This window comes from Rasiella rasia (assembly GCF_011044175.1).
GTDB classification, from domain to species: domain Bacteria; phylum Bacteroidota; class Bacteroidia; order Flavobacteriales; family Flavobacteriaceae; genus Marinirhabdus; species Marinirhabdus rasia.
Genome location: NZ_CP049057.1, coordinates 3,056,393 through 3,079,025, shown reverse-complemented (window position 1 = coordinate 3,079,025; position 22,633 = coordinate 3,056,393). Strand labels below are relative to the sequence as shown.

Annotated in this window: 24 protein-coding genes; 12 read left to right on the top strand and 12 right to left on the bottom strand. The window is 37.0% G+C overall.

Translation table 11 applies throughout. The features are described 5' to 3' along the window. Positions 1–2: 2 nt before the first annotated feature. From G5B37_RS13685 to G5B37_RS13665, 5 genes are all read right to left on the bottom strand, one after another. A complete protein-coding gene (locus G5B37_RS13685; RefSeq protein WP_164680588.1) occupies positions 3–911 on the bottom strand; it encodes a mechanosensitive ion channel family protein in 909 nt (302 codons plus the stop codon). 2 nt (positions 912–913) lie between these two features. Next, complete coding sequence (locus G5B37_RS13680) at positions 914–2,224, bottom strand: ABC transporter permease (RefSeq protein ID WP_164680587.1); 1,311 nt, start codon at positions 2,222–2,224, stop codon at positions 914–916. Between the two features lie 12 nt (positions 2,225–2,236). Continuing rightward, entirely contained in the window at positions 2,237–3,163 is a 927-nt protein-coding gene (locus tag G5B37_RS13675) for an ABC transporter ATP-binding protein (protein WP_164680586.1), read from the bottom strand. A 270-nt stretch (positions 3,164–3,433) separates the two neighbouring features. After that, positions 3,434–4,558, bottom strand: a complete 1,125-nt coding sequence (gene dnaJ / locus G5B37_RS13670; RefSeq protein ID WP_164680585.1) for a molecular chaperone DnaJ — start codon at positions 4,556–4,558, stop codon at positions 3,434–3,436. A gap of 1 nt (position 4,559) precedes the next feature. Further along, positions 4,560–5,120, bottom strand: coding sequence for a nucleotide exchange factor GrpE (locus tag G5B37_RS13665; protein ID WP_164680584.1), 561 nt, complete (start codon positions 5,118–5,120; stop codon positions 4,560–4,562). Between the two features lie 154 nt (positions 5,121–5,274). Between G5B37_RS13665 and G5B37_RS13660 the strand changes: the two genes are divergently transcribed. Beyond that, positions 5,275–5,943: a YceI family protein gene (locus G5B37_RS13660; protein ID WP_164680583.1), complete on the top strand. Its 669-nt coding sequence runs from the start codon at positions 5,275–5,277 to the stop codon at positions 5,941–5,943. Between the two features lie 50 nt (positions 5,944–5,993). On the opposite strand, the gene G5B37_RS13655 is transcribed toward G5B37_RS13660, so the two are convergent. The 3 genes from G5B37_RS13655 to G5B37_RS13645 all read right to left on the bottom strand — a co-directional run bounded on the left by G5B37_RS13655 (position 5,994) and on the right by G5B37_RS13645 (position 8,418). Beyond that, on the bottom strand, positions 5,994–6,896 hold the full coding sequence (locus G5B37_RS13655; RefSeq protein WP_164680582.1) for a TIGR01777 family oxidoreductase: 903 nt from the start codon (positions 6,894–6,896) through the stop codon (positions 5,994–5,996). 316 nt (positions 6,897–7,212) lie between these two features. Further along, positions 7,213–7,884: a tRNA (5-methylaminomethyl-2-thiouridine)(34)-methyltransferase MnmD gene (mnmD, locus tag G5B37_RS13650; RefSeq protein WP_164680581.1), complete on the bottom strand. Its 672-nt coding sequence runs from the start codon at positions 7,882–7,884 to the stop codon at positions 7,213–7,215. A gap of 3 nt (positions 7,885–7,887) precedes the next feature. Next, entirely contained in the window at positions 7,888–8,418 is a 531-nt protein-coding gene (locus G5B37_RS13645; protein WP_164680580.1) for a DUF4920 domain-containing protein, read from the bottom strand. A gap of 111 nt (positions 8,419–8,529) precedes the next feature. On the opposite strand from G5B37_RS13645, the gene G5B37_RS13640 reads away from it, so the two are divergent. Next, the gene (locus tag G5B37_RS13640) at positions 8,530–9,603 is read left to right on the top strand and encodes a branched-chain amino acid aminotransferase (RefSeq protein ID WP_164680579.1); all 1,074 of its coding nucleotides are present in this window, start codon (positions 8,530–8,532) and stop codon (positions 9,601–9,603) included. Here the strand turns inward: G5B37_RS13640 and G5B37_RS13635 are convergent. Further along, positions 9,600–9,989: a pyrophosphohydrolase domain-containing protein gene (locus G5B37_RS13635; RefSeq protein ID WP_164680578.1), complete on the bottom strand. Its 390-nt coding sequence runs from the start codon at positions 9,987–9,989 to the stop codon at positions 9,600–9,602. The genes G5B37_RS13640 and G5B37_RS13635 overlap by 4 nt on opposite strands. Before the next feature lie 541 nt (positions 9,990–10,530). Between G5B37_RS13635 and G5B37_RS13625 the strand changes: the two genes are divergently transcribed. From G5B37_RS13625 to G5B37_RS13605, 5 genes are all read left to right on the top strand, one after another. After that, positions 10,531–11,307, top strand: a complete 777-nt coding sequence (locus G5B37_RS13625) for a hypothetical protein (RefSeq protein WP_164680577.1) — start codon at positions 10,531–10,533, stop codon at positions 11,305–11,307. 43 nt (positions 11,308–11,350) lie between these two features. Then, positions 11,351–13,213 (top strand): sensor histidine kinase, encoded by a 1,863-nt coding sequence (locus G5B37_RS13620; protein ID WP_164680576.1) that lies wholly within the window; start codon positions 11,351–11,353, stop codon positions 13,211–13,213. Continuing rightward, a complete protein-coding gene (locus G5B37_RS13615; protein WP_164680575.1) occupies positions 13,210–13,836 on the top strand; it encodes a response regulator transcription factor in 627 nt (208 codons plus the stop codon). The genes G5B37_RS13620 and G5B37_RS13615 overlap by 4 nt, the downstream gene beginning before the upstream one ends. A gap of 54 nt (positions 13,837–13,890) precedes the next feature. Then, a complete protein-coding gene (locus tag G5B37_RS13610; RefSeq protein WP_164680574.1) occupies positions 13,891–14,274 on the top strand; it encodes a response regulator transcription factor in 384 nt (127 codons plus the stop codon). A 131-nt stretch (positions 14,275–14,405) separates the two neighbouring features. Further along, on the top strand, positions 14,406–15,185 hold the full coding sequence (locus G5B37_RS13605; RefSeq protein WP_164680573.1) for a hypothetical protein: 780 nt from the start codon (positions 14,406–14,408) through the stop codon (positions 15,183–15,185). 73 nt (positions 15,186–15,258) lie between these two features. On the opposite strand, the gene G5B37_RS13600 is transcribed toward G5B37_RS13605, so the two are convergent. Then, positions 15,259–17,295: a dipeptidyl-peptidase 3 family protein gene (locus G5B37_RS13600; RefSeq protein ID WP_164680572.1), complete on the bottom strand. Its 2,037-nt coding sequence runs from the start codon at positions 17,293–17,295 to the stop codon at positions 15,259–15,261. 138 nt (positions 17,296–17,433) lie between these two features. Here G5B37_RS13600 and G5B37_RS13595 point away from each other — a divergent pair, with 138 nt between their 5' ends. Then, positions 17,434–18,486 (top strand): SRPBCC family protein, encoded by a 1,053-nt coding sequence (locus tag G5B37_RS13595; protein ID WP_164680571.1) that lies wholly within the window; start codon positions 17,434–17,436, stop codon positions 18,484–18,486. Positions 18,487–18,494: 8 nt separating this feature from the next. Beyond that, positions 18,495–18,866, top strand: coding sequence for a fluoride efflux transporter CrcB (crcB, locus tag G5B37_RS13590; RefSeq protein ID WP_164680570.1), 372 nt, complete (start codon positions 18,495–18,497; stop codon positions 18,864–18,866). On the opposite strand, the gene G5B37_RS13585 is transcribed toward crcB, so the two are convergent. After that, on the bottom strand, positions 18,863–19,471 hold the full coding sequence (locus G5B37_RS13585) for a DUF1684 domain-containing protein (RefSeq protein WP_164680569.1): 609 nt from the start codon (positions 19,469–19,471) through the stop codon (positions 18,863–18,865). The genes crcB and G5B37_RS13585 overlap by 4 nt on opposite strands. A gap of 169 nt (positions 19,472–19,640) precedes the next feature. Here G5B37_RS13585 and G5B37_RS13580 point away from each other — a divergent pair, with 169 nt between their 5' ends. The 3 genes from G5B37_RS13580 to G5B37_RS13570 all read left to right on the top strand — a co-directional run bounded on the left by G5B37_RS13580 (position 19,641) and on the right by G5B37_RS13570 (position 22,401). Then, positions 19,641–20,192, top strand: a complete 552-nt coding sequence (locus tag G5B37_RS13580) for a hypothetical protein (protein ID WP_164680568.1) — start codon at positions 19,641–19,643, stop codon at positions 20,190–20,192. Positions 20,193–20,403: 211 nt separating this feature from the next. Next, the gene (locus G5B37_RS13575; RefSeq protein WP_164680567.1) at positions 20,404–21,624 is read left to right on the top strand and encodes an MDR family MFS transporter; all 1,221 of its coding nucleotides are present in this window, start codon (positions 20,404–20,406) and stop codon (positions 21,622–21,624) included. A gap of 12 nt (positions 21,625–21,636) precedes the next feature. Then, a complete protein-coding gene (locus G5B37_RS13570; protein ID WP_164680566.1) occupies positions 21,637–22,401 on the top strand; it encodes a DJ-1/PfpI family protein in 765 nt (254 codons plus the stop codon). A 6-nt stretch (positions 22,402–22,407) separates the two neighbouring features. Here the strand turns inward: G5B37_RS13570 and G5B37_RS13565 are convergent, their stop codons facing one another. Continuing rightward, positions 22,408–22,626, bottom strand: coding sequence for a hypothetical protein (locus G5B37_RS13565; RefSeq protein ID WP_164680565.1), 219 nt, complete (start codon positions 22,624–22,626; stop codon positions 22,408–22,410). Between the last annotated feature and the right edge of the window lie 7 nt (positions 22,627–22,633).

Sequence of the window (22,633 nt, the reverse complement as noted above, 5' to 3'; positions counted from 1 at the left end):
TGTTACTCACTAGGCGCTGGCTGTGTAAATAAGTGTACATCGCGCTGTGGGAACGGGATAGTGATATTATTTTTACGGAAAAGTGTATCTATTGTAAATCTAATATCGCTCTTTACATAGGGGTCTATAAAACTATTGTTTACAAAAAAGCACACTCTAAAATTAAGTGACGAATCTCCAAAATCTTCAAAAAGCACAAAAGGCTTCGGAGATTTTAATACACCTTTCTGATTTGTTAATGCTTCTAGCAATAACCTTTCTACCAAACGCGTATCGCTTCCGTAGGCAACACCCACTGCCACAGATTCTCGTGTAGTTTTATGATTTTGGGTATAATTAAAAATGGTATCGGTTATAAATTTGTGGTTGGGAATAATAATAATCTTATCATCCCTAGTAATTGCTCTTGTAGTACGCAATTTAATGTCGATTACGCGTCCAACTTTTCCATCGACCTCAATGATGTCCCCTACTAATAAAGACTTATCGATAATTATAAAAATTCCACCTATTATATCCTGAAAGAGCTCTTGAAGCGCAAGTCCTAAACCAACTAAAAGTGCTGCCGAAGCTGCTAGAAAAGGTGTTATATTAAAGCCTGCCAAACTAAGTGAGGCAAAAACAACTACAATGTAAGTGATGTACTTAATGAATTTGAAAACGCTAATAAACTTTAGTTTATCAACCTCTTCCATCTTACGTGTAAAAAGGCGGCGAATCCATTTTAGAATAAATCCCGAGACTACAAAAGAAACAGTAACAATGAGAAGTAACCCAATGGTAATATGCACTTCTTTGTCGTCCTTACCAAAGTGAAAACCCCACTCAAGAAACTCCTTAATTGCTCCCCAAATGTCTTCTTTTACTACTTCTTCAATTTTTTCTGTAACGTTTTCTGTATCCTGAAACATTTCTAATATTTAAGCCATTTTGCTAATTCTTTATAACTTGCCTTCTTACCGTACATTAAAATCCCAACACGGTAAATTTTGGCAGCAAACCACACGGTGCCAATAAAGGTAGCAAATAAAATAACTAATGAAATAATTTGTTGCCATAGCGGAACACCAAACGGTATACGCATAAGCATTACAACAGGAGAAGTAAACGGAATGTAAGAGAATACCTGACTTACAGTACCATGCGGGTTATCGATAACCGTAAAGAAACCAACGTACACGGCCAAAATTAAAGGCATAAGCAAGGGTAACATAAATTGCTGAGTGTCTGTCTCGCTATCTACCGCTGCGCCAATAGCTGCATATAAGGAAGCATATAAGAGATATCCTCCCACAAAAAAGAAAAGAAACATTACTATTAAATTGGCAATCGGTAATTTTTGAATTTCTATATAGCCTTCAGCAATGATTGACTCAATTCCAGATTCTGAGGCTTGAGAGACAGCCTGCATTTGTTGCTCTTGCATTGCGGTGATATCAATTCCAAAAACAAGAGGTATAATAGCAGAAAGTATTCCCATGACCACAACCCAGGCACCAAACTGTGTAACGCCGGCAAGAGAGGTGCCAATTATCTTTCCAAGCAATAATTTAATTGGTTTTACCGAAGATACAATTACCTCTATTATGCGACTTGTTTTTTCTTCTATAACACTTCGCATTATCATATTTCCGTAGATAATGATAAACATAAATAACAAATAGCCTGCTAGTCCGCCAAAGACCAACTTAATTCCTGAGCCCAACTTAGAGGTTTCTTCACCTTTAAAGGTTTCTAGTTGGGTATCTACGGTTACGCGTAATTCTTTAATTCGCTCCGCATCAATATTTGCTTCAGTTAGTTTTATCGTGTTTGCCTTGTCGCGTATGGCTCTTTCAATATCGTTTAAGGTACCAAGCGATGGCGAATCTTCAGAATAAAAGGTTATGCTTTTGGCCAGTTCGTCTATATTGTTGTTGTTAGGAATGTAGAGCAGACCGTAGTCTCCATTTTCTTCTGTTATTTTTTTTGCTTCGGAAAGCGTTAACCCTTCTAAAGTTTCATATTTTAAATTATCTGAACTTTCAAATTGTTCTACAAACAACCCGCTTTGATCTAGCACGGAAATTACTCGCACTTTATCACTGTTTAGTTGAGACAAATAACCCACCAATGTAAAGAGACCTACCATTATTAGCGGACTTAAAAACGTCATGATAATGAACGATTTATTTCGAACCTTTGTAAGATATTCTCTTTTTATAATAAGTGATAAGTGGTTCATACTACGGAAATATTAGTTGTTATTTACAGTTTCAATAAAGATATCGCTAGCAGAAGGTATCACTTCTACAAAATGTGTAAGCTGTCCATGTTGTGTAAGGAAACTCACCAATTCATTGGCTGTAGCATTTTCAGGAATTTTTATTTTGTACTGTAGTTCATTATTAATGGTTTTAAAAGAAGCAGGTGATAGCTCAAATCGCTCTTTCAATTGTGCAGAAACAGTATCATGATTCTCTGTTACCAGTCCAACCTCATAAGTATTATTTTTATAAGCTCTTTTAATATCAATTAGCCTTCCATCTAATATTTTATTCGACTTATTAATTAAGGCTATATGATCACACATTTCCTCTACAGATTCCATTCTATGGGTAGAGAAGATAACTGTTGCACCATCGTCTCTAAGTTTTAAAATTTCGTCTTTAATTAAATTCGCGTTAATGGGGTCGAAACCACTAAAAGGCTCATCAAAAATGAGCAATTTAGGTTCGTGTAAAACAGTTACAACAAATTGAATTTTTTGAGCCATTCCTTTAGAGAGCTCTTGAATCTTTTTATTCCACCAATCTCCAATTTCTAAACGGTCAAACCAGTATTTTAATCGGGTTTTTGCCTCAGCCTTAGATAGTCCTTTTAATTGTGCAAGATACAAGGCCTGCTCACCTACTTTCATAGACTTGTACAAGCCACGTTCTTCTGGTAAATACCCAATATTTTGTATGTGCTCTGGCCGAAGAAGCTCTCCATCTAAGAAAACCTTACCTGTATCTGGCATAGTTATCTGGTTAATGATACGTATAAGGGTTGTTTTTCCTGCCCCATTTGGACCTAAAAGTCCAAAAACGCTTCCTTTTGGCACTTCAATAGAGACGTTATTTAAGGCTTTAAATTCACCAAATGCTTTTGAAACGTTTTCTGCAACCAGTAGTTTTTCCATAGTTTTTGTAAGAAGAAGTAAAGATATTGAATTGTAAAACTCAACACTACAATTAACACTATATAATTACTTGCTATTAGTAGACGAAGTTTAGTTTTTGTTACTATTTTTTAAAGAAAGGTGGAAATGATTTTTGCAGATTCCTTTAAAAACAAAACCCACCCTCAAATGAATTCAAGGATGGGAAAAAAATTGCTATGAAAAAGAAAATATCACTTAAATAAATAAGCGATACCCAAATATAGGTAAAATAAATTAATTAACGTTTAGTTAAGAAAACATATCCTTTACCTTCTCAAAAAACGATTTATCTTCTTTCTCAGGATTGGGTTGAAAATGCAAATCGGTACTCATCTTTTCAAAAAACTCTTTCTGTTCTTTGGTAAGAGACTTAGGTGTCCAAACGTTTACGTGCACTAATAAATCACCTGTTCCATACCCATTAATACTTGGTATCCCTTTATTTCGTAATCTCAAAATCTTACCGCTCTGAACACCGGCTTCAATTTTTATACGCACTTTTCCTGTAACTGTATCTATTTCTTTTGAAGCTCCCAACGCAGCTTCAGAAAAGCTTACGTATAAATCGTAATGCAAATTATCGCCTTCTCTTTGTAAGCTATCATGTGGTAGTTCTTCAATAGCTACTAACAAGTCTCCAGAAATACCATTACCTGGCGCAGCGTTTCCTTTACCAGAAACTTTCAGCTGCATACCATCTACAACTCCTGCAGGTATTTTAATGCTCACAGTGTCTTCGGTTGTTAACATTCCTTGCGCGTCTGCATTAGCAGGTTTCTTGTCTATAATTTGCCCTGCACCACTACAGGTAGAGCAGGTTGCGGACGTTTGCATACGCCCTAAAATAGTATTCTGAATACGCGTTACCTGGCCCGCCCCATTACAGGTTGTACAAGTTTTATAGGTAGTGCCTTGTGCCTGCTTCTTGCGTTTAACTTTTATCTTTTTCTCAACTCCATTGGCAATTTCTTCCAAGGTAAGTTTCACTCGAATACGAAGATTACTTCCTTTCACAGTTCGTGTTCCTCCGCCACCAAAGCCGCCGAAGCCACTAAAACCGCCAAAGCCTCCGCCTCCGCCGCCAAAAATGTCTCCAAATTGGCTGAATATATCTTCCATATTCATGCCGCCACCGCCGCCAAAACCTCCGCCTTCGAAAGCTTGGTGACCGTATTGATCGTAGCGAGCCTTCTTGTTAGGGTCGCTTAGAACTTCGTACGCTTCTGCTGCTTTTTTAAAGTTTTCCTCGGCTTTTTCATCGCCTGGATTCTTGTCTGGGTGAAATTCAATAGCCTTTTTTCTATAGGCCTTTTTTATTTCAGCTGCAGAGGCTCCTTTTGAAATTCCTAATATTTCGTAAAAATCTTCTTTCATCTTATTGTCCTATCACTACTTTAGGAAAGCGTATTATTTTATCGCCCAAGGTATATCCTCGTTCTACGACGTCAATAATTTTACCTTTCAGTTTTTTATCTGGTGCGGGAATTTGTGTAATTGCTTCGTGTATTTCGGCGTCAAAAGTTTCACCTTGTTTTGTATCAATTGGCTCTAGACCTTTCAATTTTAAGGTTTCACGAAGCTTGGTATTAATTAAATTAACCCCCGTAAAGTGGTCATCATCTTCACTTTTCTTGATTTCTGCAAGGGCTCTATCAAAATCATCCAGAATAGGAAGCAATGCTACCATTACTTCTTGACTAGCAGTTTTAAAGAGTTCTATTCTTTCCCTTCCCGTTCTCTTTTTATAATTTTCGAAATCGGCAAAAAGACGTAAATAACGATCTTTTTCTGTTGCCACTTGTTCGTTCAAGAGTGTTATCTCATCCTGCTTCTCATCTTCATTTCCTTTTGTTTCAATAGTTTCTTTACTTGAAGCCTCTTGTGTTACCACATCCCCTTCTTGATCTTTCACCTGATTTTTATCTTTCTTGCTCATAAAAGCGTGTTTTTATTTTTTCTGAAAGCTGCAAAAGTACTGCCATTTCAGCAAAAATGTCATAATGTCATTGCTTTATTTAATATTTTTTTAAGAGGAATGCATTTCTTAAAATCTATTTTTGACACGATAAAAAAATTTATAAACCATCACAATGAAAAAACACATCACACTTTTTACCATTGCTCTAGGTGTCGCTACTTTATTTAGTGCTTGTAATAACGGCAAAGAAGCTAAAACTGGTGAAGCCGAAGCCGAAGCAGTAGTTGATAATGCTGCAGTAATGTACTCAGTAGATTCTTCTAAGTCAAAAATCTCTTGGTCTGGAAGCAAACCGGGAGGTACACACACAGGAACCATTGCTATTGCAGATGGTAGCGTATCAGTAACTGATAGAACTATGGGAGCAGGAAAATTTACCATAGATATGAAGAGTATTACAGTAACCGATTTGGAAGCTGGAAATGGAAAAGAAAACCTTGAAAGTCACTTAATGGGTACCGTTGAAGGAAAAGAAGGAGACTTTTTTAACGTTAACGAATTTCCTACAGCTAGTTTTGTAATAACAAGTATAGAAGGAGATCAATATAACCCAACAGTAAAGGGTAATTTAACGATTAAAGGAAAAACTAACAATATTGAGTTTCCTGCTACGGTAAGCTACCCTGGCGAAACCATGTTTTTAAAGAGTAAGAAATTTACCCTAGACAGAACCCTTTGGGATGTTAATTACGGATCGAAATCTATTTTTGACAATCTTGGAGATAAATTTATTAGCGACGATATGGAATTACAGATTGAAGTATACGCTGAGAAAAGTTAATCGTCAAAACACTTATAAAAAACCGCTTTGTAAATTCCGAAGCGGTTTTTTTATATCAATTTTTTAACCAAATAGTTAGGATTTATAAAGTGAAAATTATACCCAGCTGACACAATTTTTTTACTACTCACTAACTGACTTTCAAGCACCAAACTCGCCATTTCTCCTAAGACTATTTTTAATACAAAACTAGGAACGTTAGGCAGCCAAATATTCTTGTCTAAGGCAGCAGCAATCTTAAATGTAAGGTTCTTATTAGTAACTGGATTTGGAGCTACGGCATTGTACACGCCCTGAAAACCATGTTTTAAAATATGTACATAACATCCGGCAATATCTTCAAGGTGTATCCAAGATATCCATTGCTCTCCAGAACCTAATGGTGCCCCAAACCCTTTCTCAATAGGCTTTTTTATCTTCTCGAACGCTCCTTCTCCTTCTGCAAAAACAACGCCTGTTCTTACTTTGGCAACGCGCATACCCAACGATTTAAATTGGTCTGCGGCTTTTTCCCATGCTACAACTACATCTCCAAGAAATGTATTTGCAACGTCGGGATCATCTTCTGTATAAAGCTTCGATTTATCACTTGGATAAACACTAATGCCGCTTGCCGAAATGAAATGAGTAATTGTATGGTCTATATGCTGAAGGGTATCGAACAATAAATTTGCCGTACCAACCCTGCTATCTAGAATAGTTTGTTTGTACTGTTTGGTCCATCTTTTTGCTATAGTAGCTCCTACGAGATGTATTATTGCGGTCACCTCATTAAAGGCAGCAGTGTCTATTTCATTTTTGCTCGGATTCCAATAAAAGCCTTTGTAATCCTCTCGATTGACAATTTTTTCTTTGGATGTTGTGAGGTAATTAACCTTTACCCCAATCTCTAGCAACGATTGAGTAAGTTGATTTCCAATAAGTCCTGTGGCACCAGTAATTAAGACTTTCATATTTCTTTTATAGCAATATAAAGGTACGGCGATGCTTACAGAAACCTAAGGAGATTAACGGAACATTAGTATTTGTAATGAGTTATGCACTTTGACAGACTCAGTGTGAAAGTGGTGAGTAAACGTTTAATTTATAGGCATCTCTATATAAATTAGTAACTGCTTTCTTGCTCTTCAAATATTACGTGCTTTTCGTAGCCCGTAACATCTGAGGAAATCTCGAATATTACGTGCTTTTCGTAGCCCGTAACATCTGAGGAAATCTCGAATATTACGTGCTTTTCGTAGCCCGTAACATCTGAGAAAATCTCGAATATTACGTGCTTTTCGTAGCCCGTAACATTTCACGTTTGCCTGGAGGTCCGGGAAGGCGTTCTACAGTAAATCCAACAGCTTGCATCGCGCGACGTACACTGCCTTTTGCGGCATATGTTACTAACACACCAGCTTGACGCAAGGCTTTATACATAATTTCGAAGATCTCTTCAGTCCATAACTCTGGTTGTACACGAGCTCCAAACGCATCGAAATAGATAAGATTATAGCTGTCTTGTTCTGAAATTTCAGAAAAAAACTGCTTACGTTTCAACAAATTAAAATGACTAGCAATCTTCGTGTTTTCTTCCCAAGGTGCAGTATGAAGCGTTTTAAAAATAGCTTCGGAAATATTAGTTAAACCAGCATAGTTTAAGTGTTCTACTTCCGTATGTGAAACGGGGTACGCTTCTACACCAACATACGTAATGTCTACACCCAACTTTTTACTTTCGGCATAAGTAACCAGCGCATTTAGGCCCGTTCCAAAACCAATTTCTAAGATCGAAATTTGAGGTGTTGGGTTTTCAGCTACATAAAATTGTAATCCGGCCTCAATAAAAACATGCTTAGCTTCGGCAATTGCGCCGTGCTTAGAGTGATATTGTTCATTCCAGTCTGGTAGATGTATGGTGGTTGAACCATCTCCAGTGACTAAGAATTCACGCTTCAAAACTTATTGATTCTCGGCGATTAGAACTCCGTCTGCCGTAAAAGATAAAGTGCGCTTTGGTTCTGTGATGAGAGCAATTTCTTCTTTAGACTTACCAGCATCTTCGGCGAAGTGGCGTTGGTCTTCTACGCTCATTTCATCTATAAAAGCCACTCCACGAACAATTACTTCGTCACCAGCAATATCTTTAGGCATAAAAAAGCCATAGTCTTTAAACTTAATCATTGCCTCTTCTTCACCAACGTCTAAACGCATCCAGCAACCCTTGCTCTGACATACACTTTTTACTTCTGCAGCAAATTTAACATCAACTGTATCTCCTGGCTTTAAATTTTTGTACTTCTCATACATGTCATTTTGAGATAATACATTGTCGGCAGAAATTTTCTCACCAAAAGATTGATAAGCCATATCGCTAGCAGTTTCAGTAGTAACTTCTAAAGTCTCTACAGTCTCTTCATTTTCTACTTTTGTATTATTATTACAGCTGCTTAGCACTAAAATAGAGACGCAAGCAAAAATCAACTTTTTCATACCAATAATTTTAAGGGTGTCAGTTTATAAGATAGTGCAATTTTATGAAATTTTTGGATTTTTTTACCACTATTTTTTCGTTAATTTTGCAGTCTAACCCTTTCCTATTAAATGAACACAAGCACAGCAAATATTTCGGTAACTAAAGTAACTAATTCAAGACTCGCAGAAGTTGATTTTGACAATCTGACTTTCGGCAGCACCTTTACCGATCACATGTTTGTTTGTGATTTTAAGGATGGAGCATGGCACAACCCTGCTATTGTCCCATATGGTCCTCTAACCATATCACCCGCCGCCAAAGTATTTCACTATGGGCAAGCGGTTTTTGAAGGAATGAAGGCCTATAAAGACGATAACGGTGAAGTTTTTCTATTTCGCCCTGAGCAAAATTTTGAGCGCATCAATAAGTCATCAAAACGCATGGCAATTCCTGAATTCCCACGTGATATTTTCTTTGAAGCATTGCATAAATTGTTAGACCTAGATAAAGGCTGGGTGCAATCTGGAGTTGGAAATTCGCTTTATATAAGACCTTTTGCCATGGCAACACAGGTAGGTGTTTCTGCCTCACCTTCAGACGAGTATAAATTTATAATTCTTTTATCACCTGTTAAGGCATACTACACGGGTGATGTTCGTGTAACTATTGCACAAAAGTACAGTCGTTCTGCAGACGGTGGTGTTGGAGCGGCTAAAGCTGCTGGAAACTATGGAGCTCAATTCTACCCAACAAATTTGGCGCGAGAAAAAGGATTTCAGCAAGTAGTCTGGACAGATTCTAATGAGCATAAATACCTTGAAGAGGCGGGTACGATGAATGTATTCTTCAGGATTAATGACACCTTAATTACTGCACCTACAAGTGATAGAATTTTAGATGGAATAACGCGTAAAAGTGTTATATCCCTAGCAGAACGTGCTGGTATTGATGTTGATGTTCGCCGCTTAGCTGTTTCGGAATTGGTAGACGCTGCCAATAACGGAAGTTTAAAAGAAATATTTGGGAGTGGTACTGCAGCCGTGATTAGCCCTGTGAGTGCTTTTGGCTACAATGATAAAGTATATGATCTTCAAAAGCAAGATGACAGCTACGCTACCAAGTTTAAGCAACAATTAATGGATATTCAATACAATCGTAGTGAAGATCCTTTTGGCTGGAGATACCCAATTGCGAACGATTAGTTAGCGTCCAAAATTTTCTGAATATTTGGCTTAAAGTAGTTTGGCCCCTTTAAAACCTTACCATCTTCTCGATAAATAGGAGCACCATCTGCACCTAATTTACTCATATTGCTTCGCTGTATTTCGTTAAAGACCTCCTCGATTTTATGTTGCATACCATGCTCAATAATGGTACCGCACAAAATGTAAAGCATATCCCCTAAAGCATCTGCTACCTCTACCAAATCATTATTGTTTGCAGCCTCTAAGTATTCTTCGTTTTCTTCGCGCATTAGTTCATAACGAAGTAGGTTCTTTTTTGTTCCTAAATCGGCTACAGGCGCATCTTTTATGCCTAATTTGAAAGCTGTATGAAATTGGTGTACTGCGTCTATCTTATTTTTCATGATTATAATGCATTTAAGTTTCAAAAATATTGAAAGTCCTTCAGTAATTTATTGGCACCCTCATAAACTTTTCAACCATAGATTGTCCATAAACTTGTATTTTTGCAATCACGTCAATATTCTCGTATGATATCTACCGGACAATTAATATTCGCCCTTTTTTTTGTAGTTGCTTTTACGCTCGTAATTATAGTTATGTATCGTAAAGACAGAAAGCTACACCAAAAACAATACAAGAATAGTTTATGGGTATTAGTCGGATTTTTAGCCTTTGTTGCTGTTTTACTACTTCTAAAATTTCTACTGAAACAGTAGCACAAACGGGTTTATCTATACAAAAATAATTGTGTTTTAGCAATTTGTGAAATCGAAGAGTTACTGCTACCTTGGCATTGATTAACTCCCCAAATCTTCACGTATTTTAACCTAAGTTAATTTGGTTCTATTAAGTTTTGGTTGAGAATATACCCAGTAGTGGGTATGTACTTACTTCTAATTTTTAACGTATTTGCACTTAGTAACATCCTTAAAATCCCTCAATATGGCACATGAAAACCACAGATTCAATTTACTCCTTCGCAACGGAAATCATCCAACAGCTGGAAAAAAGACTAGTTTAAATCCTATTTTTAGCGAAGCCTCTAATGGAACTCACTATTCAATATTTGCTGAGTTCTTACCTAAAGATCCAGATAAAGTTTACCAAGACGAATTTGATGTAGCCTCTATTCGGGTAAAACTAATGAATTATACAGGCGCAGTAACTATGGGGATTTCTTCTGTAATTGGAATAAATATATATGACGGCAGTGAGAGCAAAAAAGAGTTTATCATCGACCAATTCTCAACCAAGAGAGTTGTAGAACTTGTAGTTAGTGTTCAGCCACTAAATATTTGTAACGAAAAGACTATTAATCTTAACGATGAGTTACTTTCTCTTAAGTTACAAGAAGGTGATCTCTTTGAAACTAAGGTACTACATAAATTAATTGATGAATCTTATTCGGGCGCAAGACGCGGACGACTAGGTTCTAATAATCTAATTTTAGATGAAAACTACATGCGCCGCGACGGAGAAGAAATTGTTTTGCAAGATGGAATTTGGGATCATAGAACAACCATTGAAATGCTAGAGACCGCTGGATTTGTTATAAACGACCAAATTAATGACACCCTGAAATCGAACGATGCAGCTATGAACAAATACCTTGAAGCCGATAAAACAAAAAAACTCATGGAAGCTTCTATCACTGGTAATAAGAGTAGACGAGATGACCCTAAATGCAAACAAAAAACGTCTGACATCTATATAGTGTAACCATTTATTTCATAGTATATATGCTTGTTATGGAAGCAATAGCATGATAAAAATAAAATTAATTTTCTTTACGTTTCTGTTTGTGTTGTCGTCTAGTATAGCACAAACAGATTCTTTTTTCAATAATCTTAGACTCTATCAATTAGAAGATGCTACTCGTGCCATCTCTTTGCTACCCCCTAATTGCCAGCCTTTGGCTGCATGGCAAGTAACCTTTCAGAAGGAATTTGACACTAGTAGCGATTCCTTTAAGAGTTTGGGGCAGCTTGATAAGCCAAATGACAACTCGATAGGTGACTACATTTATTATATTAATTGGGGTGATTTTTATTTTTATAATACGTTAGATGAAAACATTAAGTCAATAAATAATTACAAGAAAGCACTCGCTATAGCCAAGCAAGAAGAAAACCGTTTACTGACCGCCGAAGCGCTGAAACGCATATTAACCTTGCATAGAATTCACTATTTATACAACAACAAAACCTACTTACCCTTCTTAGAAGACTACCAAGAGATTGTTTACGACCCCTACGAAGAAGCCTATTATCACTATTTCAATCTTATACTAAATTTTAAAAATTATGATGTTGAAAATTGGTCTAACACTTCGTACACAGCTCTTTCTAAGTATTTTAAGAACAACCGAAAACCTTATCTACAGGGAATTTCAGAAACTGTGTTTGCGAGCTACTTTGAAGAAATAAATGAGATAGACAGCATTTGGCACTACGCGCATAGTGCAGAACGAAATCTTAGCGAAATACCATATAGTTATAAAGGATCTCGATTAAATCAAATCTATAGTTTTATGTCTCGAATTGCCCTCCAGCAACAAGATTTCGAGAGTGCGGCCAAATATACAGACAGTGCTACCAAAAAGATGTTTACCAGTATCGATTTGAAATCTAGATCACTTGGTCATTATCAAAAGTCAGTTATTGATTCGGCGCGGGGAGACTTTTTAAGTGCATATGATGAAAGCATGAAATATCGTGGTTCTATGGCAACCATTGAAGAGGCCGCGCAAAATGAACTTTTTAATGAGCTTCAAGTAAAATATGAATCTGCCGAAAAGGAAAAACAAATTATTATTGAACAACAACGAAAAAAACAAAACCGGAACATTGCAATATCATTAGGCGGTGTACTTGTTGCAGTTACGGTGATTGGTTTTTTGGCATTTATTAATACCAAACGCAAACAACGCATTGCAGAACAACAACGAGAACTTGAGATACAGAAAACTGAAAAATTATTAAAAGAGCAAGAACTCACCAGTATCGATGCAATGATTCAAGGGCAAGAAAAAGAACGACAACGCCTAGCAAGCGACTTGCATGATAGCGTTGGAGCGACGTTGGCGGCGGCGAAACTTCAATTTCAACATTTGGCAAACAACAGAGAAAAAGGTGACATTACAGAAGAACTCTTCGAAAAAACCGGAAAACTTTTGGATGATGCTTATACCGAAATACGCACCATGGCCCATGTTAAAAATAGTGGCGTAATTGCAAAAAACGGATTACTTCCTGCAGTTCAAAAATTGGCGCGAAATGCATCTGGCGTCAATGGACTAACCATCGAAGTAGAAGATTACGGATTGGAAGAACGTCTTGACAACCTATTAGAAATTGCTGTTTTTAGAGTGATACAAGAACTTGTTACCAACATAATAAAGCACGCCAAAGCAACACAGGCCTCTATAGCCATTAACCAGTACGAAGATTCACTAAGTATTATTATAGAAGACAATGGTATTGGCTTTAATGCTCGCCAACTTCCGCAGAAAGATGGTATGGGCCTCTCTAGTATAGAAAAACGTATTGAACACCTCGAGGGTACTATGGAAGTAGATAGCACTCTGGGCAAAGGAACACACATTTTAATAGATATCCCCTTATGATTACAGTAGCCATTGCAGAAGATCATCAATCGCTTGTTGACGGAATAGAACTCTTACTTAGATATGAAGAAGATATCTCAATTGTTGGAATGGCCAATGATGGAGAATTTTTATTAGATATCGTTCAAAAAAGGCAACCCAATGTTGTATTAATGGATATTAAGATGCCCAAGGTGGATGGTATTTCTGCAACTAGGAATATTGCTAAAGACTATCCAACCACTAAGGTTATTGCCTTTAGCATGTTTGATCAGGATGACGCAGTTACCCAAATGGTTCAGGCGGGTGCACAAGGGTATTTGCTGAAAAATTCTCCGCTTGAAGAGGTCTTAAACGCAATTAGAGTCGTCGCGAGTGGGGGAACCTTCTTTGACGAAAAAATTAATCCCGATTTATTAACCACCAATGCTGCAACAACCAAACAGAAAAATGTTTTATCAAAAAGTGAACGCGAAATTCTTGTGCTTATTGGGCAGGGAAAGACCACTAGTGAGATAGCGGCTATTCGTTTTACAGCCGTGTCTACTGTAGAGAAACATCGTAAAAATATGATTAGAAAACTAGGTATATCTGGAAAGGGAGAGCTACTTCGCTATGCGCTAGAAAAGAAATACGACTTTTAAATATCCCCACCATTGGGTATTCCAGTTATTCAGGCCAAAGAATATTTTTGAGTCATGAATTTTACAAAAAAGATTATTTCAGTCATCCAAGAGGCACAAGCACAAGAAACAAAATTAAATTTAGAAGATACTATTTCGGTTATTAAAGCGGTTACAAATGTTTCTGAAAACAAAAACCTACTTGAGAAAACACTTCAGCTCATTCTAATTGTAGAACAAAAGGTTGACACCTCCCAGAAACTTACCATTCGTGAAAGTCAAATTTTTAACTTAATTGGACTAGGATTTAACTCTAAAGAAATTGCCGAAGTGTTATCTATTAGCCATGACACGGTAAGCACCCATAGAAAAAACATCATTAAAAAATTGTCTTTAAAAGGCGCTGGTAAGCTGCAAAAAGCCGCATTTCAGCATACAAATGAAAAATTAAAAAAGTGAAAATTAGTCAATCGAATTTAGCTTTTCGGCAAAACATCACGCGAGTAAAGACACCTATAAATACCCTTCATTGGGTATTTTTTTTGGGCCATAGGGTACATATTTTTGGTTCATAACTAAAAACTAAAATCATGCTTAAATTGAAGTACCTATTACCCATGTTATCGCTCTTTGCCATAACGTTCATTTCTTGTGAAAAAGAAGACGAGACTGTATCTGGCTGCACAGATGTCTTAAGTACAAATTACAACAGTGAAGCAGAAGTTGATGACGGTTCTTGCTCCTATTTATATGGTGGACGCGAAAAAGGACAAATTGACGTTGGATCTGAAGTTGATTCTAATAATGAATACGACATTTATATAGACAATGAATTTATTGGGCGTCTTACTGTCTATTTCCCAAATGGTGTATTCTGCGGAGCACCTGAAAATCCAGGACGTATTTTTAGTGCCGGAACACATACAATTAGAGCCGTAGGAAACGGTGCTACCGAAGTGCGAGAAGGCACAGTAAATCTTGGCCCTCAAGAATGTATTGTTGTTCGTGTAGAAACCTTACAGCTGGTAACTGGTAGTGGAGGTTCAGGTGGATCTGGCGGTTCAGGTGGATCAGGTGGATCTGGAGGATCTGGCGGTGGTACAGGACCAGACCCAGGAAGAATTAAGTTTTGGGTTAATAAAGATTTTGGCTGCGGAAATATTAGCATTTCTGTGAGTGGATTAGGATCAAGTACTATCTCAGGCTACATAGGTGGTGGTCCAGGTAGTTGTGATGAAACTTTCGGCGGAGGAAATTTCAATAACGTTGCTCCAGGCACGTATTCTTTTTCTGCAAGTTGTTCAGACAGAACTTGGAACGGTAATGTAACCGTTGGCGATGGCGGTTGTACACTATTCCGATTGTTGTAATTCTACTTTATCTACAACAAAAAAACCTCCTTGCTTAGCCACAAGGAGGTTTTTATTTATCTATTAAAAAGTACTACCCTTTTAAATATCCATATTTCTTGCTGTATTCTAGCATTTGAGACTCAAAAGTTTCAGGTTGTTCAATAGTGAAACTTTCTATTTCTCCAGCATCGTTCATCTTCGGCACAATCACAGGATTTACAAATCCGCTATATGGTGCAGACTTAAACTTACTGTTTCTTTCTAACACTTGCTTGTGTAAATCTTGATCTACCTTTACTCCATAGTTTTCTACTAATGCCTTAGCCGCTTCGTAATCTCCTTCAGAAGTAATACGTTGAGTCTCCTTCAACAACTCACCAAAAATTACTCTTAATTTGTCATAGTCATTTATGTTGTAGTATGTTTTTCCGTCACGTTCAATTTTTTCAATAACGTTGTCGGCTTTACCACGCTCATAAGACCAAGCACTCACCCATTGGCGATTTACCATATGTGCCTCTTCTACATCGTCTCCCAACTCTAAGCGAACCAACTGACCAATTAGACCATTTCTGATATACCCGTCATAGGCTGCAATTCCAGTTTCTTTCCAGTTTTCAACCAAACCAAGTTCTTCTAACTTAGGATCCATTAAGTAATAAAGACCAAACAAATCTGCACGCCCTTCTTCAATGGTAGATTTGTATCGCTTTAATGTTTCTTTTGGTGTTCCAACCCCTTTGTTAATTTGTCCAGAAGCATGACCTACCACTTCGTGCAACGCAGTATGCAATTTATCTGCTAACTGTCCGTATTTTTTTTCTAATCTAACTTCTTCTTCGTCGTTTGCAAATTCTTGTAAACGTCCACTACCTCCAGCATTGTTATATGCATTGATAATATTCCCTAGAGAAACAGATTTGCTTCCGTGTTTCTGACGAATCCAGTTATTATTAGGTAAATTAACACCTATTGGAGTACTTGGAGAAGCATCGCCTGCCTCACCAGCAACAATTACTGTTTTGTATGAAACACCCGTCACACTATCTTTTTTGTGCTCTGGCATTAATGGTGAATTATCTTCAAACCATTGTGCTTCTGTAGACAGTACTGCCATTTTCTTAGACATGTCAAAATCTTTAATTTCAACAATAGTCTCGTAAGAACCTTTATAACCTTTTGGGTCATTATACACTTCAATAAAACCATTAATCCAGTCTATGTTACCTTCAGTACTCTCAACCCAAGCCACTGCATAATCGTCCCAAGTATCTAAACTTCCTGTTTGATAGTACTCAATTAACAATCCTAATGCTTTTGCTTGATTTTCATTTTCGGCAACACCCTTTGCCTTTTCTAACCAGCCCACTACATTTTCTATAGCCGCGCCGTAAAGACCGCCAACCTTATATACTTGTTCTTTTAGCTTTCCATTTTCTTTTACTAAACGTGTGTTAAGTCCTACTTCTATTGGCTCTTCAGCGTCTACTTCAATAGCTCCATAGAACGCTTCCACTTCTGCAGTAGTAACGTCTGGTCCGTAAAAGTTTATAGCACTTTCCAATACAATATCTGCATCTTTGTTTAAATTCACTTTCTTAGCATCCTTATCGTTAAAAATTACATCAAGTGCTTCTCCTTCTAAGGTAGCATTACTAGCGGTTAATAATTCTTGCAAGTACGCTTTTGTAAATTCGGGTTTTAATTTCGCATTACTGTAGTGATGGTGAATACCGTTACTAAACCAAACACGTTTTAAGTACGTTTCAAAATTCTTCCAGTCGTCTGTAGTTTTATCTCCGTCATATGCATTATATACCTGTTCTAATGCAGTACGAATCGCCAAATTATGACGGTAGTTTTGTGCCCACATAATGTCACGCCCTGCAAGTCCAGCTTGTGTCAAGTAATACACTAATTTCTGCTCCTTTAGCGTAAGATCTTCCCAGCTAGGGATTTGGTAACGTAATATCTTTAAATCGGCAAACTGATCTACTTGATAGTTAAAGTTTTCGTTAGTCTTTACTTCAGTAGTTTCATCTGTCGTTGCTTCTTTTGTTTTGTTATCCTCGCAGGCAACAAATAAAAAGGTACATACTGTTAGACACAGTAAAAAATAGTTTTTCATTATTTATTATTTTGGTTTTTACAAATGTAACAAATTTTCACTTCGGAAATTTCAGAAGAAAAAGAGCTTATTAACCTACAACTAAGACGGTGAGAAAATTATGTATCTTAGCACTTACAACCGAAAATATCCTATACCATGAAAATTATAAAGTATTTATTTTTCCTCCTTCTAATTGTGGTAATTGGTGGCGCTATCTATTTTGCTACGCAAGACGGATCGTTTGATGTAGCGAAAACCAGAACCATTAATGCTCCTGCCGAGATGATTTACAATAACGTAAAGGATTTTAAGAATTGGGAAACCTGGGGTCCTTGGATGACACAAGACCCTGACATAGAACTGAGTTATGCTGAAAAAACAGAGGGCGAAGGCGCATCTTATTCATGGCTAAGTGAGGTTGTAGGAGATGGTTCTATGCGTATTGTGAAGGTTATACCAAATGAAGAAATAGAACAGAAAATTGTTTTTAATTCTCCTATGGGTGATAGCGAAAGCGACGTGTATTGGAAATTTCAAGAAGGAGACGAACCTGGCACAACAAAAGTTACATGGGGAATGAAAGGGGAACAATCTTTTATGGAGAAGGTATTTATGAGTTTTCAGCCAGATAATTTTGAAACCATGTTAGGCGATATGTACAGCGATGGTTTAGCAAATCTTGATACGGTTGTTACCGAAGCAATGAAGGCGTTCACAATTAATGTAGATGGGCTCACACAGCACAATGGCGGTTACTATATGTACAATACTACATCTGCAAAGCAAAGTGACATTGGCATGAAAATGGGTGCTATGATGGGGCAAGTTATGGGATATATGCAAGCCAATAACATTGCTATGAACGGCATGCCATTTACGCTATACAATCAGATAGACGAAGCAAATGGAACAATTATCTTTTCTGCCTGCATCCCAATAAAAGACCGTGTTATCACACCCGACGGCAGTACAGTGGTCTCAGGACTTATGGAACCTGTTACAGCATTAAAAACAACCCTAAAAGGAAACTACACTAACTTACCTGAAGCGTATGCGCAAGCACAGGCATATCTGTCAAAAAACAACTTACAAGCACATCCCACTGCAAAAATGTTTGAAGTATATATGACAGATCCAAGTGAGGTGCCTAATCCTGCAGATTATGTTACTGAGGTTTACATTCCGGTACTAATTCCTGAAGAAAACTAACCACATACATGAAGCAATTATTGTTGGTTTTTTTAGGGGGAGGCATTGGAAGCAGTTTACGATATATAGTTGGCAACTTCTTAAATAGCAACACCAGCGGTATTCCTTATGGTACGTTTTTAGCAAATATTGCTGGAAGCCTCTTTATTGGAATTATATTAGGACTTGCAGCTAAAAATGAATCGCTCTCCCAGAATACAATTTTATTCTTGGCAACGGGATTTTGTGGAGGGTTTACAACGTTTTCTACCTTCGCTTATGAAAATCATATTTTATTAAAATCTGGTGACTTTATGACGTTTGCGTTATACACCATAGCCAGTTTTCTAATAGGATTTGCGGCTGTTTTCTTCGGAATATGGCTGGTCCGATTCTTTTAAAGCTTTACGTAATCTTTCACCCCAGCTTCTATACGTACCATTAAGTCATTTTCTTTAGGAGGTATAGGACAAGAATAATTGGGACTATATGCGCAATAAGGATTGTATGCTTTGTTGAAATCTAAAATCATTGTAGTGCTTTCGGGTATATACGTGTCTAAAAATCTACCCCCTCCATAACTTCCATCTCCACTTGTTAAGTCTGTAAAAGGCAAGAATAAATAATCAACATACTCAGGATCTTCACTAGGCGTTGTGCTTTGATATACGTTTAACTGCAATGCTTTACCATCTATTTCAAAATGAACCTCGCCGTATTTCACATACTCAGGCAGCCGTGTGGTAGATGTTTTCATTAAAAATGGTTGCTCATTAGGAGTTCTAATAAAATTAGCTTCTACGCGATACTTTAAATCTACGGCGTAAAACTCTAAACCTTTAAAAGCTTTTAAATCCTTTTTGCCCAAAATTGTTGTTTCAAGATTCGAAAACTTCTCATTTTCTGCGCCCTGGTGAGCTTCAATCTCTTTTATAAGATCTTCTTGTGTTTGAGCACAAAGTGAAATACTACTTAAAATTAAGAATAGGAATAAACAAGTCTTCATTATAGAGAATTTTATTCAAATGTAAGAGTAATACTTATCTGTTCCTTTATTTTTGCGCCTTAAATTTAATCTTATGCTTATTAAAAGCAACTTGCTTTCGCTTATATTATTTTGTGCTTTATCTACACAATTTATTAATGCTCAACGGGTAAACTTCGACAAGGACAAAATGGAATTCTTAAATAATACCGAAAAAGTAAATGTGGTGTTTACTTTTGAAAAACCTTTGTATAACGGAGACAACCTAACAGAAAAAGAATTTTTAGACTATATCACAAAAAAAATTGTCACCAATGCCAATGAAGCAATGGCAAAAGAATTCGTACAAAATTTAGAAAAAGCAAAGTATGATGACTGGCCCAAAGAATTTGCAGAAACCATTAATGAATGGAGTAGCGAATATAAGAATGCTCCTACTTTTGTAGTTGACGACACCACTGCCCTCTATACAATGAAGGTTAATACGACATGGATGTACTTCGGTTACGATGCAGAAATTATAGACAGGCCCTCTAAAGCAACCATGGACATAGAATTTTACAAGACAACGAATCCTGATGAAATCATAGAACGAACTTCTATAAGCAGAGCCATGGGAACTTACAATAAGACGCATGGCGACGGCGAAACATGGCCTAAACCTAACCTCAACCGAATGCGAAAAGCATACGACAGAGCGGGTTACAAATTTGCAAAAGCAATAAAAAGAATCGTAGATTAAACTAACGAAGTTATTTTTTTAAATAAATTATACTACATTTGAGGTATCACAAATAAATTATGAAACCACACACCTATATCTGTAAATCAAGAATCGTGGGGAATACCCTACAGAGCAGGATAGGTATGTATTGACTATAAAACCATAGCATAAATCAATATAGAAACGTCCTGCATAACCGCAGGACGTTTTATTTTTATACTACAACCAAATGAAAAAAATATACAGAAATTATATCGATAATTTTTCTGGTCTCTCTCCCGAGATATGGCTACTGTCTTTAGTTACTTTTATTAATAGAGCTGGCGCAATGGTGATTCCGTTTTTATCGCTGTATTTAGTAAATTCCAAGGGGTTTACATTACCACAAGTAGGGTGGATTATGACGTGCTTCGGACTAGGCTCTTTGGCTGGTACATGGGTGGGAGGAAAATTAACAGACGCCATAGGCTTCTACAAAGTGATAACCTTAAGTCTTTTCTTTGGAGGATTGGGTTTTATCGCACTTCAGTTTATGAACTCCTTCTATGGTTTTTGTCTAGGTATTTTCGCACTTATTTTTGTTGCAGACGCATATCGTCCAGCAATATTTGTAGCCTGCGACGCATACAGCAAACCAAAAAATGTAACCAGAAGTATAGCCTTAATTAGACTTGCAATTAACCTAGGTTTTTCTATTGGTCCTGTAATTGGCGGACTAATTATTGCACGTATTAATTACACCTCTCTGTTCTGGATAGATGGAATTACCTGTATACTCGCTTCTGTTTTATTATTTGTACTACTAAAACCAAAAAAGTTAAAAGAAGAAGAAATAGAAACTACTCTGGTAAAACATGGCGTTTCACCCTATAAAAACGGGCTGTATTTGCTGCTAATTCTCATCATGGTTTTAAGTAGTATGACTTTCGTTCAGTACTTTTCGGTAGTACCACTTTACTACGAACAAGTTCATTTTTTATCTGAAGATGTTATTGGCGGATTGCTATTTTTAAACGGCATAATAATCGTAGTTTTTGAAATGCCATTGGTGGGGTGGTTAGAACGTATAAACATGTCTAAAACCATGGCTACATTATGGGGTATGGTTTTTCTAGCAGCAAGTTTTATAGTACTAAACATAAGCGATTGGTTCGGGATTTTAGTTATTGGTATGGTGCTGATGACCGTTGGCGAAATGATAGGGTCTCCATTTTCTAATGCATTAGCACTTGAGATGTCGCCAAAAGGAAGAAAAGGAAGTTACATGGGGCTCTACAGTATGAGTTTCTCACTGTCACACATCTTTGGACACAATGGCGGAATGAACCTAGTAAACCAATTTGGATACAGAAATACTTGGTTCGTAATCTTTGCCTTGCTAATTGGTGTTACGGTTCTCTGTCTTTTACTCCATCAACGGGTGAAGAAAAAGCGTATTTTAGCAACTTAATCTAAGTAGTTTATGAAACATTTTTTGTTTACCTTCTTAGCGCTTTGTGTTTTCGCATGCGCGGAAATTTCCGAAGAAAAAAAGCTAGAGAAAGTTAAAAACACTGAAGTTACCGATATTACTGAGACAAAACGGCTATTACCGAAACTTGATAGCACTAGATATAATGTTGCTTTTCTTATCATGGACGGTGTTTATAACACTGAACTCACGGCTCCTTTCGATATTTTTCAGCACACCATTTATAGAGAGAATATTAAAGCAATGAACGTGTTTACAGTAGCCAATACACTAGCGCCAATTACTTCTTTTGAAGGATTAAGAATCTTACCAGACTATAATTATATAGAAGACAAACTACCTACAATAGATATCTTAGTGGTTCCAAGTGCAGAACATCATTTAGATACAGATTTAGAAGATAAAGACCTCATAGCATTTGTACAAAAGGTAGATAAAGAAGCGCAGTTTGTAACATCTCATTGTGACGGTGCCTTCGTGCTAGCCAAAGCAGGATTGTTAAATTCACACATATCAACTACATTTCCTAGCGATATCGATGCTATGCGCACCATGTTCCCTTCGCTAGATATAAGAAAAGACGTTCTTTTTGTACACGATGGGAAATACATTACCTCTGCCGGTGGAGCTAAAAGTTTTGAAGCCTCATTGTATCTGTGCGAGTTACTATATGGTAAAAAAATAGCCCAATCCTTGGCAGGTGGGCTTGTAATAGACTGGGACGTGACTAACGTACCACATTTAATTGTAGATTAAAGTTTATTACTTATTCTTCTTAACCTTTTCAGCTTTTAAACCTTTACGCATCTTTTGTTGCCGTCTTGAAAGCAACACCGCATCTAGGCAAGAAATTAATAAGCCAATGCCTGCAATTAAACAAATAAATCTTACAGCAGCAGCTCCGGTATATTCAAATCCGGTAAATCCTAAGCCAAATGTTATAATAGTAATAAGTAAGAAGTGAATCGTATAATTTTTCATAGTGTGG

What these genes read in the sequence shown, in the direction of transcription:
- G5B37_RS13615 (WP_164680575.1), top strand. Translation starts at nt 13,210, where the DNA reads ATGATTACAGTAGCCATTGCAGAAGATCATCAATCGCTTGTTGACGGA.
- G5B37_RS13580 (WP_164680568.1), top strand. Translation starts at nt 19,641, where the DNA reads ATGGAATTCTTAAATAATACCGAAAAAGTAAATGTGGTGTTTACTTTT.
- G5B37_RS13665 (WP_164680584.1), bottom strand. Translation starts at nt 5,120, where the DNA reads ATGAGCAAGAAAGATAAAAATCAGGTGAAAGATCAAGAAGGGGATGTG.
- G5B37_RS13575 (WP_164680567.1), top strand. Translation starts at nt 20,404, where the DNA reads ATGAAAAAAATATACAGAAATTATATCGATAATTTTTCTGGTCTCTCT.
- G5B37_RS13565 (WP_164680565.1), bottom strand. Translation starts at nt 22,626, where the DNA reads ATGAAAAATTATACGATTCACTTCTTACTTATTACTATTATAACATTT.
- G5B37_RS13600 (WP_164680572.1), bottom strand. Translation starts at nt 17,295, where the DNA reads ATGAAAAACTATTTTTTACTGTGTCTAACAGTATGTACCTTTTTATTT.
- G5B37_RS13585 (WP_164680569.1), bottom strand. Translation starts at nt 19,471, where the DNA reads ATGAAGACTTGTTTATTCCTATTCTTAATTTTAAGTAGTATTTCACTT.
- G5B37_RS13635 (WP_164680578.1), bottom strand. Translation starts at nt 9,989, where the DNA reads ATGAAAAATAAGATAGACGCAGTACACCAATTTCATACAGCTTTCAAA.
- G5B37_RS13685 (WP_164680588.1), bottom strand. Translation starts at nt 911, where the DNA reads ATGTTTCAGGATACAGAAAACGTTACAGAAAAAATTGAAGAAGTAGTA.
- G5B37_RS13620 (WP_164680576.1), top strand. Translation starts at nt 11,351, where the DNA reads ATGATAAAAATAAAATTAATTTTCTTTACGTTTCTGTTTGTGTTGTCG.
- G5B37_RS13570 (WP_164680566.1), top strand. Translation starts at nt 21,637, where the DNA reads ATGAAACATTTTTTGTTTACCTTCTTAGCGCTTTGTGTTTTCGCATGC.
- G5B37_RS13645 (WP_164680580.1), bottom strand. Translation starts at nt 8,418, where the DNA reads ATGAAAAAGTTGATTTTTGCTTGCGTCTCTATTTTAGTGCTAAGCAGC.
- G5B37_RS13605 (WP_164680573.1), top strand. Translation starts at nt 14,406, where the DNA reads ATGCTTAAATTGAAGTACCTATTACCCATGTTATCGCTCTTTGCCATA.
- G5B37_RS13655 (WP_164680582.1), bottom strand. Translation starts at nt 6,896, where the DNA reads ATGAAAGTCTTAATTACTGGTGCCACAGGACTTATTGGAAATCAACTT.
- G5B37_RS13675 (WP_164680586.1), bottom strand. Translation starts at nt 3,163, where the DNA reads ATGGAAAAACTACTGGTTGCAGAAAACGTTTCAAAAGCATTTGGTGAA.
- G5B37_RS13625 (WP_164680577.1), top strand. Translation starts at nt 10,531, where the DNA reads ATGGCACATGAAAACCACAGATTCAATTTACTCCTTCGCAACGGAAAT.
- crcB (WP_164680570.1), top strand. Translation starts at nt 18,495, where the DNA reads ATGAAGCAATTATTGTTGGTTTTTTTAGGGGGAGGCATTGGAAGCAGT.
- G5B37_RS13680 (WP_164680587.1), bottom strand. Translation starts at nt 2,224, where the DNA reads ATGAACCACTTATCACTTATTATAAAAAGAGAATATCTTACAAAGGTT.
- G5B37_RS13660 (WP_164680583.1), top strand. Translation starts at nt 5,275, where the DNA reads ATGAAAAAACACATCACACTTTTTACCATTGCTCTAGGTGTCGCTACT.
- G5B37_RS13595 (WP_164680571.1), top strand. Translation starts at nt 17,434, where the DNA reads ATGAAAATTATAAAGTATTTATTTTTCCTCCTTCTAATTGTGGTAATT.
- G5B37_RS13640 (WP_164680579.1), top strand. Translation starts at nt 8,530, where the DNA reads ATGAACACAAGCACAGCAAATATTTCGGTAACTAAAGTAACTAATTCA.
- G5B37_RS13610 (WP_164680574.1), top strand. Translation starts at nt 13,891, where the DNA reads ATGAATTTTACAAAAAAGATTATTTCAGTCATCCAAGAGGCACAAGCA.
- dnaJ (WP_164680585.1), bottom strand. Translation starts at nt 4,558, where the DNA reads ATGAAAGAAGATTTTTACGAAATATTAGGAATTTCAAAAGGAGCCTCT.